We start from the raw sequence: 16,091 nt of genomic DNA, 5'->3' as shown, positions 1-16,091 counted from the left end.
CTGGGTCTTTCAGTTTGTATGTCGATGGATCGTTAACGCCGAGATCGTGCGATTAGGTCCATCGCCAGAAGTACCTGTCTAGGTCTAGAGCCACCGGCAGGAGAGGCAAATGGCGATTATTGCGATTTTTTGTGACGGCACTTGGAACAGCCCAAAAAGCGGCGCGGAGACACATGTGTTGCGACTGGCGCGGTCTTGCGCGCAAACGCCCAACCAAAAAGTACTGTACTTTGCTGGCGTCGGCACGGGTACCGGAATGGTCAGTCGGCTGGGCCGCTGGCTGAGCAAGGCAGGCGGTGGGCTGTTTGGATGGGGTCTCAATCGGAACATTCGTGCGGCATATCGCGCCCTGTGCCGCTGTTATCAACCCGGTGACAAGATCATGATCTTCGGGTTTTCGCGAGGGGCCTATACGGCGCGGTCTCTGGCGGGGATGGTCCGTAAATGTGGCGTCCTTGCCGACCCGTCGCCGTCACAACTGGCGCGGGCGTTCCGGCTTTATCGCGCGCGCGGCGCACACAATGCACCGGATACACCACATGTGATGCGCCAACGGCGGCGACTGTCTCCGGACTACGCGACAAGCCCCGCAGATGTAATTTGGCGCAACGATCATAGTTACCTTGTGCGCATAACCTATCTTGGCGTGTGGGACACGGTGGGCGCGTTGGGCATTCCGGCCAGCGTGCTTGGGCGTATCGCAGACTGGTGGAATGCGCGGTACGCGTTTCACGACACATCCCTGTCGCGCCTTGTCGAGGCCGCGCGACACGCCGTGGCATTGGATGAACGCCGCGTTTTCTACGAACCCACTCTGTGGGAAAACCTTGAAACTATAGAAGGAGACGCCGGGCTCAATCGCGGCGATGTCTCTGATCAGCGCCCTTACCAGCAGGTGTGGTTTGCGGGTAACCACAGCATCGTTGGCGGATCCGGGGCAGCACAGGCGCTCGCGGCGGCACCGCTTTTGTGGGTCTGGCAGGGCGCTTTTCAGTGCGGATTGCGCAAAATGGTTGGTGCGCAGGTGCCGCACGTTCCGGTGGACGCGGGTGAGCCTGCGCCTGAAATGACACAAGTTCGGGCGATATACCGTCTTGCGCCGTGGCTGTTGCGTTGGCGCGATGGCCCCGCGCATGTGGGTGATCTACACGTGACAGCGCGGCTGAGAGCGGAGCGGCTTGCAACCTACCGCCCGCACGGTCTTGTCAGATTGTTGCAGCGCACCGAAAAATTGCCGTGAATAAAATAGCCACAGCCCCTTGAGGCCCCTGTCGCTCACAAGGTAGGGACACGTCAGGGCGCAGGGGAGTGACGCACATGACAGCTATAGAGAAGGACGAGGTGCTGGCTACGGTCAAGGCATCAGCGGGCCGCCGGTTGCTGGGCATTGGGTTGTTGTGCCTACTTGCGGTCATGGTCATCTATGTCGCGATCACAACGCCACCATCAATTGGTTGGCAGATCTTCCTCATCGTTCTTGGGGCAGGGGCGCTGATGATTGCAAACACCATGCGCAAGTCCACCTCTGAAACGCTTGAACTGACCCGCGAAGAACTGCGGGACAGCGCAGGCGTCGTTCTTGCCCGTATAGATGACGTCACCAGCATCGATCGCGGCGCTTTCGCGTTCAAACCTTCAAACGGTTTCCTGTTGCGCCTGTCAAAGCCCTATGACCGCGCGTGGCGGCCCGGTTTGTGGTGGCGTGCAGGAACGCGCATTGGTGTGGGCGGGATGACTCCGGGGCGTCAAACAAAGTTCATGTCGGAAATTATCGCCGTCATGATCGCAGAGCGGGACAACGAGTAGTTACCCGAGCACGCTTTATGAGGCGGACGGCCGCCTCTTAGCGAAATGTTCATAAGCTGCCTAAAAAACTGGCAATTATGAAGGTGCGGTCCTAGGCTGGCACCGAGTCGTCCGTGGCTGACGACATCCAGTTACAAGGAGTGCCCGCCCGTGTCTCAATCCTCCAAAGAGCCCAGTTTCCGCGAGAGCGTTGACCAGATGTTCAACCGTGCCGTCAGCCTGATGGATTTGTCGCCGGGACTGGAGGAAAAGATCAGGGTGTGTAACGCAACCTACACGGTGCGCTTTGGTGTGCGGCTGCGCGGTGAGATCAAGACATTCACGGGCTACCGGTCGGTTCACTCGGAACACATGGAACCGGTTAAAGGAGGCATTCGCTTTGCCATGGGTGTGGATCAGAACGAAGTCGAAGCCTTGGCTGCGTTGATGACGTATAAATGCGCATTGGTCGAAGCTCCCTTTGGCGGCTCCAAGGGCGGGTTGTGCATTGATCCGCGCGAATGGGATGCGCATGAGATGGAGGCGATCACACGCCGCTTTGCATACGAGCTGATCAAGCGCGATCTGATCAATCCAAGTCAGAACGTGCCTGCACCGGACATGGGCACCAGCGAGCGCGAAATGGCGTGGATTGCCGACCAGTACAAACGCATGAATACAACTGACATCAACGGCAACGCCTGTGTGACGGGCAAGCCGCTAAACGCCGGCGGCATTTCCGGACGTGTTGAAGCGACAGGTCGTGGTGTTCAATACGCGTTGCGCGCGTTCTTTCGTGATGAGGAGGGGGTCAAGAAAGCAGGCATGCAGGGCGATCTTGACGGCAAGCGGGTCGTGGTTCAGGGGTTGGGCAACGTGGGATACCACGCTGCGAAATTTCTGTCTGAAGAGGATGGCAGCGTCATCGTCGGTATCATCGAGCATGATGGCGCACTGTTTAATCCCGAGGGATTGGATGTAGAGAAAATCCGCAGCTGGATTGCCAAGCATGGCGGCATTTCGGGCTATTCAGACCGCCACCACGTGTCTGACGGGCCAAAGGTGTTGGAGGAGGATTGTGATATTCTTATCCCTGCGGCGCTGGAGGGGGTTATAAACCTCGACAACGCCGAAAAGATAAAAGCACCTTTGATCATCGAAGCGGCAAACGGGCCGGTGACGGCGGGTGCAGACGAAATCCTCCGCGAAAAGGGTACAGTCATCATCCCGGATATGTACGCAAATGCCGGCGGGGTAACAGTCAGCTACTTTGAGTGGGTCAAGAACCTTAGCCACATACGTTTCGGCCGGATGCAACGCCGTCAGGAAGAAAGCCGGCATCAACTGCTCATCAACGAGTTGGAGCGGTTGTCAAAAGACCGCGACCTCGACTGGGAACTCAGCCCTGACTTCAAAGAGAAATACCTGCGAGGCGCAGGCGAGCTTGAGCTTGTCCGGTCAGGTTTGGACGACACGATGCGGATTGCCTATCAATCGATGGCCGATGTCTGGCACGCCCGCGACGATGTGGAGGACCTGCGCACGGCAGCCTATCTGGTGGCGATTGGCAAGGTGGCAATGAGCTATCAGGCCAAGGGGCTTTGACAGCGGGTGGACCTTGTCAGAGACGCATCCGAAAGAACTTCATGTTTTTTTCAAGTTCCGGTGCCGTTTGCAAAGTGGTGCTCTCTGGGTACGGGCCAATTTCGTCAAAACCCATCTTGCTATAAAGCGCGTGCATCTCATGGCTGACATCAAGCGTGTCGATCAATACTTCTGACAGGCCCATGTCGCGGGCATCTTCAAGCCGTCGCGCGACCAGTGCGCGACCCAGCCCGCTTCCGCGCATCTGCGGGGCGACGTAAAGCCGCTTTAGCTCGCCCTTGCCATTCGGCAGCGATTTCAGCGTTCCGCACCCAACCGGCGTATTTTCGGTATCATAGGCAATGTAGAGGCGGCCCTTGGGCGGGAGGTAATCCGTGATGTTTGTCCAAAACTCGCGAATAGCGCCATCGGCGGCGTCATTCACCATCCTGCCTTTCTCGCGCATACGGGCAATCAGCAGGCCGTAGTAAGCGTTGAGCAGCGGCTCGATTTGTTGCGGTTCAGGCCGTGTCGTGAGGCTGACAAGTTTGAAGTTGGACATGTTTTCAAAGCGTATCGGGGTAATGCCTTGAGCTTCGGTGTTATGGCGACGTTGTCAAACGAAAAAGCCCGCAGCACTGGCCGCGGGCTTTGTCAGCATTTGCAGGTCTTGGTTTGTGCTTAATTCACCATTCGGAAATACGGTGCGGCAACGAAATCCTCAGTGCCATCACCATCACAGAAGCCCATGTCGCCGTTACTTGTACCGTCAATCACGCCTCCAGCAATGAACGACACCCCTTCCATGCCGTCCGCGTTGGCGGTGAAGTCAATGTCGCCGAGTGCAAGAATTTGTGCACCGTAGCCTTCCAAGCCACTGGTTGCCTGGAACGAACCATATGTCCAAATGGCAGATCCGCCGCCGGGATCGCAATTGTCGTCAAGTCCCATTCTTGTGTGAGATGCGGATACATCGCCTTCGGCAGCGATAAGTGTACCGTCCAAAACAACGGGGTTAGAAGAGCCGGAGTTCATGTTGACTTCGCAATTTGTAATGATCGTGATGTCTGTATACGTGCCGGGATCCAGGTTCAGCCGCGCGTTTCCCGAGCAATTGACACGGTAAATGCGATTGCGCGGGTAAAAGTTCATGGGAGTGAGCGTTTTCGTCGCGGTGTCTGAGTAAAAGTATCTTGGCAAGTCTTCCAACGCGGTGCTGGTTGGATCCGCTGCCAGTGCTGCAAGCGCATCAATGACGTCCTGCTCAGTCGCGCCAGCATTGGCGCCATTGCCTTTGCCTTCAAGATCGAGCGGGTAAATGACGTCGTCGCCCTCGGTAAGGCCAGACAAAGTACCAAATTCTTGAGCACCGTAAGACGTCACTCCATTATAAAGCGCTGTGAACATCTGCGGAAGTTGCCGCAAGATACGCAGTCGGTACTTTGACGTGCGCAGAGCGGCCTGCAGACCTTCGTTCTTTTCAAACCCAGCTGACGGTATGTCGAGATCTGCGAGGTTTGGCATCGACACAACAGTGCCCGGCTCGAAGAAGTTGTTCTGGTTGAGGCTGACATACGTATTCGAGTGCATGCAAAATCCGTCGAAGTAAGCGGCGTTGGATTGCATATCCACGACACCTTCGGCCACAAAGCCTTCGTTCAGGCAGGCTGGGTAATAGGACGCATAGATGGATGACACGCGGATAGTGAAGTTGTCTTGCCCAACTATCGACAGGAAGATGTTGCGTGATTCATTGTCGCGTTCTGGTTCTAATTCGGCGATTGCGCGGACAGCACTGCGGCGTGGGTCGTCTTTGTCCTCTTCAAAGGATGGGTCAATCGTGAAAGCACCAGTTGCCGGATCCCAGAAACCGTAATCTATGTCACTTTCTTGCAGCGCGTCGCGAAAGGCGATGTCCGGCAACATTCCGGAGACTGTCGCCATGGCGGTGTCGGTCGATAAATCTGTGGATTTAAACTCCCATGTATATGCGGCGGCGTGGGCGGCACTATCGACAGTCATTTGCATTTGCGTCCGCTCGCCCATGGCCTTGTTGTAGTCAACGGCCAAGCCTCCGAGCACAATGAAAATCACGCTGAAGCCGATCGCCAGCGGGGTCGCCGAACCGGATTCGTCGCGGACGAATTTGACGGGCATGTTGGGGGTCACATTTTTCATATCAAAACTCGATTATGTATTGGGTTGAGACGCCGATCGGCACGCCGTCGAAGGCCCCCGACATCAGTTCGAAGGGCATCAGTTCTGCGGCTGTGGTAGACACCACCGACTGTGCAACCAGACCGACCGTTCGGGTATCGACTGATATTTCAGCGTCAATGAACGCGAGGCGCTCGATTATGTATGCTTCTGCTTCTTGCTCGGTCAGGCGTCCCAAGGAATAGGCACGCGTCGCATCCTGTGTGATGCGCAACATCTGGGATTCATAGAAGAACACCATGGAAAGGTTCATGATGATGGCAAGCAAAACGGCAAAAATGGGCATCCAGATCACGGCCTCAAGCGTGAAACTTCCGTCCTCTGAGCGCCTGAACCGACGCAGGAGTGCGGCGGGGCGACGTAATGGGGTAAACCTACGCATTGTTATTCTCTTTCCTGCAAGCACAGTTACTGCTTTGGTAAGACCTTAAGAGCCAATTGCGGCGTTTCGTGGGGCGCTTTAAGAAATTATGAATTTTCTCGGCATGGCTTTGAGTGGCAAATGTGGCGGAAGCTGCATGAACCTTCTAAGACCGTGTGATGTAAGAAATGAGGGAATTCTGGATATATTACAGTGTCTTGAGTGGTTTTCTCTGGCCGGTCAGGTCGGGTTTTCAGAATTTGGATCATGGCGAAAAGGTGGCCGGATCAGGGCGTGCAGGCTGGGTTCGCGCGGCTATTGCGTCAGCCGAGTTTTGCATGCGGTGCTGTGGTGGGGGCATGGCTTTTGGCCGAATGAGATCGCGCTAAAAACGACGTAGAACGTCGTCTATGGTCTTTCTGACAACATGTTACGTGTCTAAAGTTGGCGGGAAGTAAGCGGGGAGTGGTCGAAAGGCTATGCGATTTTCTGGATGGCGGGTCTTCCGCGAAGGATTGAGCGGCAACAAGGGCTGGCAAGGGCATTGGCGTGACCCGGCCCCAAAGCCCGAGTACGATGTGGTCATCATCGGGGGCGGTGGGCACGGTCTGTCCACTGCATATTATCTCGCAAAGAACCATGGCATTACGAATGTTGCGGTCCTGGAAAAGGGCTATATCGGCAGCGGGAATGTCGGGCGCAATACGACGATCGTTCGTGCAAATTATTATATGCCGGGCAACTCCGAGTTCTACAGCCATTCGCTCAAGCTGTGGGAGGGGTTGGAAAAAGATCTCAACTACAACGTCATGCACTCTCAACGGGGCCAGATTGCGCTGTTCCACTCAGACGGCCAGCGGGACGCTGCCGTGCGCCGTGGTAATGCGATCCACGCGCAGGGAGATGATGCGATCCTGCTGAGCCGAGATGATGTGCGCGACATTCTGCCGTATCTTAATTTCGACAGCGCCCGTTTTCCCATTTACGGTGGCCTCTTGCAAAAGCGGGCAGGATCAGCGCGACACGACGCAGTTGCCTGGGGTTATGCGCGAGGCGCGGATCAACGTGGGGTCGATCTGATCCAAAACTGCGAAGTCACGGGAATAGATATCGAAAACGGCGTGGTACGCGGGGTGCAGACCTCGCGGGGGCCGATCCGGGCCAAAAAGGTCGGGATCGTTGTTGCCGGGCGATCCGGTCAGGTTGCCGCGATGGCCGGCATGCGCCTGCCCATCGAAAGCCATATCCTGCAGGCTTTTGTTTCAGAAGGTCTCAAGCCCTGCATCGATCACGTGGTCAGCTTTGGCATGGGCCATTTCTACATCAGCCAGTCCGACAAGGGCGGTCTCGTGTTTGGTGGAGATCTGGATTTTTACGCGTCCTACGCGCAGCGGGGCAATCTGCCGATGGCCGAGCACGTGATGGAAGCTGCCATGACGCTGATGCCGATGATTGGTAAGGCCAAGGTTCTGCGCAGTTGGGGCGGGATCATGGATATGACCCCCGATGGTTCTCCGATTATCGACCGGACCGACACAGAGGGATTATTCATCGACTGCGGCTGGTGCTATGGCGGGTTCAAGGCTGTGCCTGCGTCCGGGTATGCGTTTGCCCATCTGATGGCGACCGGCACACCGCATGAAACAGCTGCGCGCTATCGACTCGACAGGTTTCGCACCGGCAAGGGTTTGATGGATGAAGAGGGCACCGGTTCCCAACATAACTTGCACTGAGGGCGCGTAATGTCAGAGCCATTGAAAATTGACGATCATCGACTGAGGGGGGGCAGATGCAGTTGACATGCCCATTGTGCGGTGCGCGCGACCGGCGCGAGTTCTACTACCAGGGAGCCGCGGTCATGCTGGAGCGACCCGCGCCGGACGCAGGTGAGCAGGCATGGGATGAATACCTGCACTTGCGTGACAATCCTGCGGGGCAAACTCGGGATTTGTGGCAGCATGAAGCAGGCTGTGGAGCTTGGCTTGTCGTGACGCGAGACACGACCACGCACGCTGTTGAGGACGTGGCGCTGGTAAAGCCTTCGCAGGAGGGTGCCGGATGAGGATCAAGGACAAGGGATTGATCGACCGGAACGCACCGCTGCTTTTCGAATTTGACGGCAAGGGCGTCAGCGGCTTTGCCGGAGACACAGTCGCCTCGGCGCTATTGGCATCGGGTAGGCATCTGGTCGGGCGGTCATTCAAGTATCACCGCCCGCGCGGGATCATGACGGCGGGCAGCGAAGAGCCGAACGGATTGGTCACCGTCGGACAAGGTGGCGCGCAGGAACCAAATGCGCGCGCTACAGTGATCGAAGCGGAGCACGGATTGAAAGTGCGTAGCCAGAACGCGTGGCCGTCGCTTGGCCTTGATGTGCTGGCCGTGAATGATCTGGCTTGGCCGTTTCTGGGGGCGGGATTTTACTACAAGACATTCATGTGGCCTGCATTTTTCTGGGAAATGGTTTATGAGCCCTTCATCCGACGTGCCGCGGGTTTGGGAGCGTTAAGTGGTGCGCCGGCGTCTGAAAAATTTGAAAAGGCCTTTGCGCATTGTGACCTGCTGGTTATCGGCGCAGGCCCGACCGGGCTACAAGCCGCCATGACAGCCGGAGAAGCTGGCGCAGATGTAATCATTGCCGAAGAGGACAGTCTGACCGGTGGGCGGCTGAACGCCGAAACAGAGACAGTTGGCGGCGAAGCCGGTGCGGTTTGGGCGGCGTCTGTCACAGCCAAACTGGCGCAGATGCCGAACGTCAGGATCATGACCCGCACCGCCGTGACGGGCGCGTATGATCACGGAACTTTTGCCGCTCTTGAGCGCGCCGGACCGGGAGCCGCACCCGGGCGTCCACGCGAAACTTTCTGGCGCATTGTGGCCAAGCGCTGCGTGCTCGCGGCGGGTGCCTTGGAACGGCCAATCGCTTTTGCCAACAACGACAGACCAGGAATTATGATGGCGGGCGCTGTGCGCGCGTATCTCAACCGTTTTGGCGTGGCCGCAGGTCAGCAGGTTGCGGTCTTTGGCAACAATGATAGCGCCCGGCGCACCGCGGATGATCTAATCGCTGCCGGGGTGGAGGTCGTCGGGTTGATCGACACCCGTGCTGATGTCGCCGGTGCTGATCGGCCGTATCCTGTTTTTGCGGAAAGTCATGTCAGAAACACCAAGGGTCGCGGTCGCCTCAAAGAAATTACACTGGGCGGCGCGCACAGCGGGCAGGTGCTCACTGTTGATTGTCTTGCCGTCTCAGGCGGGTGGAACCCCACGGTACATCTGACGTGCCATATGAACGGTCGTCCGACATGGCGCGAAGACATTGCAAGTTTCGTACCCACGCCAGATGCCGTTCCGGGGTTGGAGGCTGCGGGTGCCTGCAACGGCGTGTTTGACACGGCGGGGTGTCTTGCAGACGGCGATGCGGCCGCGCGTCGGCAACTCAAAGCGCTGGGAATATCAGCGAAGCGGGCCAAGCTGCCGAAGGCCGACGAACGTTCCTATGCAATTGCACCATTCTGGAACGTACCAGGTTCGGGACGGGCGTGGCTGGATTTTCAAAACGATGTGACGGTGAAGGACGTGGTGCAAGCGGCATCCGAGAACTTCCGCTCTGTCGAGCATATGAAACGCTACACCACTCAAGGCATGGCCACTGATCAGGGTAAGAACTCCAACGTGGCGGCGCTGGCCGTTCTTGCCGATGCAACCGGGCGGGGGATACCAGAAACTGGTACCACAACCTTCAGACCACCGTACATCCCAGTGTCCATTGCCGCGATGGGCGCGGGTGCCGCCGGAGAGGGTTTCGCCCCACGCCGTTTTACCACATCGCACGCTGCCAGCATTGCGCGCCGCGCGCCGATGATCGAGGCGGGGTTGTGGTACCGCCCGAGCTATTTCCCACGAGAAGGGGAAAGCACGTGGCGCGAAGCATGTGATCGCGAGGTCAACATGGTACGCGCAAAAGTCGGTATTTGCGACGTCTCCACGCTGGGAAAAATCGATATTCAAGGGCCGGATGCGGGTGCGTTTCTCGATTTCGTCTATACCAACACGTTCTCAACGCTGCCGGTTGGACGTGTGCGATATGGGTTGATGCTGCGCGAAGACGGGCACGTTATGGATGACGGGACGACGGCGCGATTGGGCGAGACACACTATCTGATGACAACAACGACCGCGGCGGCAGGGCAGGTGATGCGGCACCTTGAATTTGCGTCTCAGGCGCTGCGGCCCGATTTGGATGTACGGTTTGCCTCGGTGACGGAACAGTGGGCGCAATTTGCTGTCGCCGGCCCGAAATCCCGCGCGCTCCTAAACGAGGTGCTTGACGAGCCGCTGCCTGCGGATGGTTTCAAATTCATGCACTGCGGCGACGTCTCGGTCGGCGGGATTGCCGCGCGGCTTTTCAGGATCTCGTTTTCTGGTGAGCATGCCTATGAGATTGCAGTACCAGCCCGCTACGGTGCCAGCCTTTTTGACTGCCTGCTAGCGCAAGCAGAAGCGATGGGTGGCGGCGCTTATGGGATGGAAGCGCTCAATGTGCTGCGGATTGAAAAGGGGCACATTACGCACGCAGAAATACATGGGACGACAACTGCCTTTGATATCGGTTTTGCGCGCATGGTCAGTACAAAGAAGGATTGTATCGGCAAGACAATGGCTGCGCGTCCTGGTTTGGTAGACGAAAATCGCGGACAGCTTGTTGGCCTCAAACCCTTACAGCCGGATCAGGAGATGTACGCAGGATCTCATCTGTTCGAACGTGGCGCGCCCGCGCGCCGGGTCAATGATCAAGGTCATGTAACGTCCGTTGCGTATTCGCCGACACTTGGTCATGCGATTGGGTTGGGTTTTCTCGATCGCGGGCGCGCGCGCCACGGTGAGATCGTGCGACTTGTAGAAGCCCTTCGGGGTCACGAGATGCTCTGCGAAGTGTGCGACCCGGTATTCGTTGATGTAGAAGGAACCAGGCTTCGTGATTGAGCTTAGAGCACAAACCGCTTGCGATGGCCTGCTGCCGGTGGCGACGGACGAATGTACGCTGGAAGAAGTGTCGCTGGGGCAGATGTACCAGGTGTCCCCATTCGCCGGCGCATGGGCGGCTGCATCAGATGATCTGAAAAAACTGTTCGGGGTCGAATTACCTGCGGCAGGTGGGGCTACTAAAAACGGAGACGTGCGCCTGATTTGGTTCGGTCGGGAAACGGCCTTGCTGATGGGGGCGGAGCACGCGCCGGACTTGAAATGCGCTGCTGTAATAGACCAAAGCGATGCTTGGGCCAGTGTCGTCCTGCGCGGTTCGTCCGCTGTGGATGTTCTTGCACGACTGGTGCCGACGGACCTTAGACCAACCGTTTTTGGTGCAGGCGCAACCGCTCGGACGCTGGTGGGTCACATGTCGGTTTCGATCACCCGCACCGAAGCGGATGCTTTCCTTATCCTTGTTTTCCGCTCTATGGCGCAAACTTTGATCGAAGAAATCACCGAAGCTATGGAAGCTGTGGCCTCACGAGGCTAAGTTAAGCGCAAATCGATTTTACAGGAGACGCGCGATGTTGCGACCAACCCTCGTTCTGGCCCTTGCGGTTATTGCCGCCCCGGCATTTGCCCAAAGCGAAAAAGAAGTCAGCTGTGGACATCAGGCAGACCTTGCCGCGGCGATTGCTAAGGCGCGCCTCGACGGTGTGCGCGAGAGGGACTTGCCGGCCGAGTTGGCGAAAGTCGCGACGTGGCCGAAGCAATACGCCGACGTGGCGATTCCCGTTTTTGCGCCGTTCATTTACGAACAAAAGCGCAGCGAGCTGAAGAAAAGCGATCTTCGCCAATCAACCTTCGACCAGTGCATGTCTTTGAACTAAGTCGCTGATCACACATCGCAAACGACCTGCCTGCCGGCGCGGTATGTGCATATTGCGCACGCCGGATGGTGCTTCGGCTACTGGACTCTGTTCCTGCCCTTTAACATAAGTGTGTTATGAGCCTGCCGCCCGGATTTTTAGATGAATTGCGTTCTCGCAGCAGCCTGGCACAGGTTGTGGGGCGAAAGGTTGTTTGGGATGCCCGCAAGTCCAACCAAGGCAAAGGCGACATGTGGGCGCCATGCCCTTTCCATCAGGAAAAGTCCGCTTCGTTCCATGTCGATGATCGCAAGGGGTACTACTACTGCTTTGGTTGTCACGCCAAGGGCGATGCCATCTCATTTGTGCGCGAAACCGAGAACGTAGGTTTTATGGAGGCTGTCGAGATTCTCGCACGCGAAGCCGGTATGCCCATGCCTGCGCGCGATCCTCAGGCTCAGGAAAAGGCAGACAAGCGTACCGCTCTGGCCGATATCATGGAACTGGCCGTCAAGTATTTCAGGCTGCAGTTGAATACGTCTGCTGCGGCTGACGCCCGTGCGTATCTCGAGCAGCGTGGCCTTGATGCGGCTGCGCTTGAACGGTGGGAAATCGGGTTTGCGCCTGATCAGTGGCAAGGGCTGTGGGATCACCTGAAAAGCAAGAATATCGATGATGCGCTGATCCTCGGCGCGGGGCTTGCAAAGCCGTCGAGCCGCGGTGGCAAACCCTATGATACGTTTCGCGGTCGTATTATCTTTCCGATCCGAGACGGACGGGGACGAGCCATTGCGTTTGGCGGGCGCGCGATGGATCCCAACGACAATGCGAAATACCTTAATTCGCCCGAAACCGAACTCTTCGACAAGGGGCGCAGTCTTTTCAACGTAGGTCCAGCCCGTACGGCTGCCGGGAAAGGCCAGCCGTTGATTGTTGCCGAAGGCTATATGGATGTCATCGCGCTGACCGGAGCAGGGTTCGAAGCTTCGGTTGCGCCCTTGGGAACGGCAATCACCGAAAACCAGCTTGCCATGCTGTGGCGCGTCGCGCCCGAGCCCATCATTGCGCTGGACGGTGATACGGCTGGGCTTCGCGCGGCGATGCGGCTCATTGATCTGGCGTTACCTTTGCTGGAGGCGGGTAAGTCGCTGCGCTTTGCTCTCATGCCGAGCGGCAAGGATCCCGACGATTTGCTGCGCGAACAGGGCGCGCCGGCACTGCAAAAGCTTTTGGACACCGCGACGCCGATGGTGCGTCTGCTGTGGCAGCGTGAGACCGAAGGACGCGTTTTTGACAGCCCTGAACGCAAAGCGGCGCTGGACAAGGCCCTGCGCGACAAGATCATGTTGATTAAGGATCCTTCGATCCGCAGTCACTACGGTCAGGAAATCAAGGACCTGCGCTGGCAGCTCTTCCGCCCCGCCCGGCAGGGGCAAGGCCGCCGCGACAACAAGCCCTGGGCCGCATCCGGCAAGGCGGTCAAACCCACAACAAAAGCATCCGCGCTGGGCGCGGCTGTGGATCCGGCTGTTGCTGAGCATTTGCGGGAGGCGGTTATCCTTGCGGCTTTGGCCAGATGTCCTCAGGTTATCGAGGATTTTGAAAGTGATATCGAAAGAATGCGCTGCAGCGACAGCTTTCACGCGCGTCTACGTGACCTGCTGTTGCAGTGTCTTGGGGATAGCCCTGAAACGGTCGCGTCGAAAATATCCTCGCAGTTGGGCGAGGGCGCCCTTGAAAACCTGCTGTCTCAAAGCCATGTGGCAGTCATACCTTGTATCCGTGCGCCGGGAGACTTTGAGAAAGTGCAGATGACTGTCTCGGAGGAATTAGCCAAACTGAATGCCGCACATGGGCTGGACGCGGAGATAGCAGAAGCCGCCGAGGACATGGGCGGCGTACCCGACGAAGGCATTACGTGGCGCCTGTCTGAAGCGGCCAAAGCTGCCGATCTTGCGCGGCGCAGTGGGCAGGAAGACAGAGCCGAATACGAAGTCGGCAAGAATGGAGCGCGAATCAGTCGTGACGAGCGCGACGCATTTGACGCATTGTTGGCGACTATAAAGTCGCAAAAACCGCACGGTTAACCATATTTGAACCGTAAAGACTGAGAAATTAGAGCCACATGGGTGGCCGAATCAGTGAAAACACGAGATGATTCTCACTGATTCGGAACTGTGTTCCGCCTGGGCGAATCAACGAGATCTCTGAGGAGCAGACATGGCCGCGAAAGATACCAACGAAGACGCAAAGTCAGACGATCAGGATGCCGGCCACTCGCTGGACATGAGCCAAGCCGCGGTCAAGAAGATGATCAGCGAGGCGCGCGAAAAAGGTTATATCACTTACGACCAGCTCAACACGGTTTTGCCGCCGGATCAGGTAAGCTCGGAACAAATCGAAGACGTGATGTCCATGCTCTCGGAAATGGGGATCAACATCATCGAGGATGAGGACGCTGAGGAAGAAGAAGCCAAAGGGTCTACCGAACTGACGACCACGGAAGGCACCCGGGAAGTCGCGCTGGGCTCAGGTAATCAGGAAAAGCTTGACCGTACCGATGACCCGGTTCGCATGTATCTGCGCGAGATGGGCTCTGTTGAGTTGCTCAGCCGCGAAGGTGAGATCGCGATTGCCAAGCGGATCGAGGCCGGGCGCAATACGATGATTGCAGGGCTTTGCGAAAGCCCGCTGACATTTCAGGCGATCACGATCTGGCGCGACGAATTGCTTTCCGAAGAGATTTTGCTGCGTGACGTCATCGACCTTGAAGCCACTTTCGGCAATCAAATGGATGAAGAAGGTGGCGTGGAAGAGCCAGTGGTGACCGCTGACGGTGCTGCCCCAAAGAAAGAGGAGGGTAGCAGCCCCGAACTGGATGCCGATGGTAATCCAATCGCTCAGGAAGATGACGATGACGACGACGATCAGGCAAATATGAGCCTGGCCGCGATGGAAGCTGCGCTGAAGCCGCAGGTGCTTGAAGCGCTGGATACCATCGCCGATGACTACGTCAAGCTGAGCGAAATGCAGGACAGCCGGATTTCAGCCACTCTGAACGAAGACGGCAGCTTTGGCGTTGCTGATGAAGAGCTCTATCAAAAGCTACGCGCAGAGATCGTTCTTTTGGTGAACGAGCTTCACCTGCACAACAACCGTATCGAAGCTTTGATTGACCAGCTTTACGGCATCAACCGCCGGGTCATGCAGATCGACAGCTCCATGGTGAAACTGGCCGATCAGGCACGTATCAACCGGCGTGAATTCATCGATGAGTACCGCGGTTACGAGCTTGATCCTAACTGGTTGGACCGGATGGCTGAAAAGTCCGGACGCGGGTGGCAAATGTTCATTGAGCGTTCCACCGATAAGGTCGAAGATTTACGTGCGGATATGGCGCAAGTAGGCCAGTATGTAGGCCTTGATATCTCGGAATTCCGGCGCATCGTACAACAGGTGCAAAAGGGCGAGAAAGAGGCGCGTCAGGCCAAGAAAGAGATGGTCGAAGCGAACCTGCGTTTGGTTATCTCTATCGCTAAAAAGTACACGAACCGCGGCCTGCAATTCCTTGATCTTATTCAGGAAGGTAACATTGGCCTGATGAAGGCGGTCGACAAATTCGAATACCGTCGCGGTTACAAATTCTCGACCTACGCGACATGGTGGATCAGGCAGGCGATTACGCGTTCCATCGCGGATCAGGCCCGCACGATCCGTATTCCGGTGCATATGATCGAAACAATCAACAAACTGGTGCGTACGGGTCGCCAGATGTTGCACGAAATTGGGCGCGAACCAACGCCGGAAGAGCTTGCGGAAAAGCTGCAGATGCCGCTGGAAAAGGTGCGCAAGGTAATGAAAATTGCCAAGGAGCCTATTTCTCTTGAGACACCAATCGGCGACGAGGAAGACAGCCAGCTTGGTGATTTCATCGAGGATAAGAATGCCGTGCTGCCGTTGGACAGCGCTATTCAGGAGAACCTCAAAGAAACTACGACGCGTGTACTGGCCAGTCTGACACCACGCGAGGAACGCGTGCTGCGGATGCGTTTCGGTATCGGGATGAACACAGACCATACGCTTGAAGAAGTGGGGCAACAGTTCAGCGTGACCCGCGAGCGTATTCGTCAGATTGAGGCGAAAGCGCTGCGTAAACTGAAGCACCCCTCACGCAGCCGCAAGCTGCGCAGCTTCCTGGATCAGTAATTCTCGCAAAAAAGAGAGGCGTTTTCTTTTCCTGGAGGGCGCCCTTCTTATTAACCTCCATCCGCTTGGCGCAGGTATTGTGTATCTTGCTGGTCGGA

13 protein-coding genes are annotated in these 16,091 nt (G+C 57.0%); 10 read left to right on the top strand and 3 right to left on the bottom strand.

The window, feature by feature from the left end; translation table 11 throughout:
* The first annotated feature begins 109 nt into the window (after positions 1 to 109).
* The 3 genes from AC2D8V_RS09150 to AC2D8V_RS09140 all read left to right on the top strand — a co-directional run bounded on the left by AC2D8V_RS09150 (position 110) and on the right by AC2D8V_RS09140 (position 3,390).
* Positions 110 to 1,240 carry a DUF2235 domain-containing protein gene (locus AC2D8V_RS09150; protein ID WP_484733220.1) on the top strand — a complete coding sequence of 377 codons (1,131 nt, stop codon included), beginning with the start codon at positions 110 to 112 and terminating at the stop codon, positions 1,238 to 1,240.
* A 77-nt stretch (positions 1,241 to 1,317) separates the two neighbouring features.
* Positions 1,318 to 1,806 carry a hypothetical protein gene (locus AC2D8V_RS09145; RefSeq protein WP_484733219.1) on the top strand — a complete coding sequence of 163 codons (489 nt, stop codon included), beginning with the start codon at positions 1,318 to 1,320 and terminating at the stop codon, positions 1,804 to 1,806.
* Positions 1,807 to 2,004: 198 nt separating this feature from the next.
* Positions 2,005 to 3,390: a Glu/Leu/Phe/Val family dehydrogenase gene (locus AC2D8V_RS09140; protein WP_484733883.1), complete on the top strand. Its 1,386-nt coding sequence runs from the start codon at positions 2,005 to 2,007 to the stop codon at positions 3,388 to 3,390.
* 16 nt (positions 3,391 to 3,406) lie between these two features.
* On the opposite strand, the gene AC2D8V_RS09135 is transcribed toward AC2D8V_RS09140, so the two are convergent.
* From AC2D8V_RS09135 to AC2D8V_RS09125, 3 genes are all read right to left on the bottom strand, one after another.
* Complete coding sequence (locus tag AC2D8V_RS09135) at positions 3,407 to 3,931, bottom strand: GNAT family N-acetyltransferase (protein ID WP_484733218.1); 525 nt, start codon at positions 3,929 to 3,931, stop codon at positions 3,407 to 3,409.
* Positions 3,932 to 4,050: 119 nt separating this feature from the next.
* A complete protein-coding gene (locus tag AC2D8V_RS09130; RefSeq protein WP_484733217.1) occupies positions 4,051 to 5,547 on the bottom strand; it encodes a Tad domain-containing protein in 1,497 nt (498 codons plus the stop codon).
* A 1-nt stretch (position 5,548) separates the two neighbouring features.
* Positions 5,549 to 5,968: a TadE/TadG family type IV pilus assembly protein gene (locus AC2D8V_RS09125; protein ID WP_484733216.1), complete on the bottom strand. Its 420-nt coding sequence runs from the start codon at positions 5,966 to 5,968 to the stop codon at positions 5,549 to 5,551.
* Positions 5,969 to 6,426: 458 nt separating this feature from the next.
* Between AC2D8V_RS09125 and AC2D8V_RS09120 the strand changes: the two genes are divergently transcribed.
* The 7 genes from AC2D8V_RS09120 to rpoD all read left to right on the top strand — a co-directional run bounded on the left by AC2D8V_RS09120 (position 6,427) and on the right by rpoD (position 15,993).
* Positions 6,427 to 7,680: a sarcosine oxidase subunit beta family protein gene (locus AC2D8V_RS09120; protein WP_484733215.1), complete on the top strand. Its 1,254-nt coding sequence runs from the start codon at positions 6,427 to 6,429 to the stop codon at positions 7,678 to 7,680.
* Between the two features lie 56 nt (positions 7,681 to 7,736).
* On the top strand, positions 7,737 to 8,009 hold the full coding sequence (locus AC2D8V_RS09115; protein WP_484733214.1) for a sarcosine oxidase subunit delta: 273 nt from the start codon (positions 7,737 to 7,739) through the stop codon (positions 8,007 to 8,009).
* The gene (locus tag AC2D8V_RS09110; RefSeq protein WP_484733213.1) at positions 8,006 to 10,933 is read left to right on the top strand and encodes a sarcosine oxidase subunit alpha family protein; all 2,928 of its coding nucleotides are present in this window, start codon (positions 8,006 to 8,008) and stop codon (positions 10,931 to 10,933) included. Before AC2D8V_RS09115 ends, AC2D8V_RS09110 begins: the two co-directional genes overlap by 4 nt.
* Complete coding sequence (locus AC2D8V_RS09105) at positions 10,926 to 11,468, top strand: sarcosine oxidase subunit gamma (RefSeq protein WP_484733212.1); 543 nt, start codon at positions 10,926 to 10,928, stop codon at positions 11,466 to 11,468. The genes AC2D8V_RS09110 and AC2D8V_RS09105 overlap by 8 nt, the downstream gene beginning before the upstream one ends.
* A gap of 34 nt (positions 11,469 to 11,502) precedes the next feature.
* Positions 11,503 to 11,808, top strand: a complete 306-nt coding sequence (locus AC2D8V_RS09100) for a hypothetical protein (protein ID WP_484733211.1) — start codon at positions 11,503 to 11,505, stop codon at positions 11,806 to 11,808.
* A gap of 116 nt (positions 11,809 to 11,924) precedes the next feature.
* Positions 11,925 to 13,874 carry a DNA primase gene (dnaG, locus tag AC2D8V_RS09095; protein ID WP_484733210.1) on the top strand — a complete coding sequence of 650 codons (1,950 nt, stop codon included), beginning with the start codon at positions 11,925 to 11,927 and terminating at the stop codon, positions 13,872 to 13,874.
* Between the two features lie 133 nt (positions 13,875 to 14,007).
* Positions 14,008 to 15,993 carry an RNA polymerase sigma factor RpoD gene (gene rpoD / locus AC2D8V_RS09090; RefSeq protein WP_484733209.1) on the top strand — a complete coding sequence of 662 codons (1,986 nt, stop codon included), beginning with the start codon at positions 14,008 to 14,010 and terminating at the stop codon, positions 15,991 to 15,993.
* The last annotated feature ends 98 nt before the right edge of the window (positions 15,994 to 16,091 follow it).

The organism is Roseobacter sp. YIN89 (assembly GCF_057219365.1).
The sequence above is the reverse complement of the archived record's forward strand: the minus strand, read 5'-3'. Positions and strand labels throughout refer to the sequence as shown.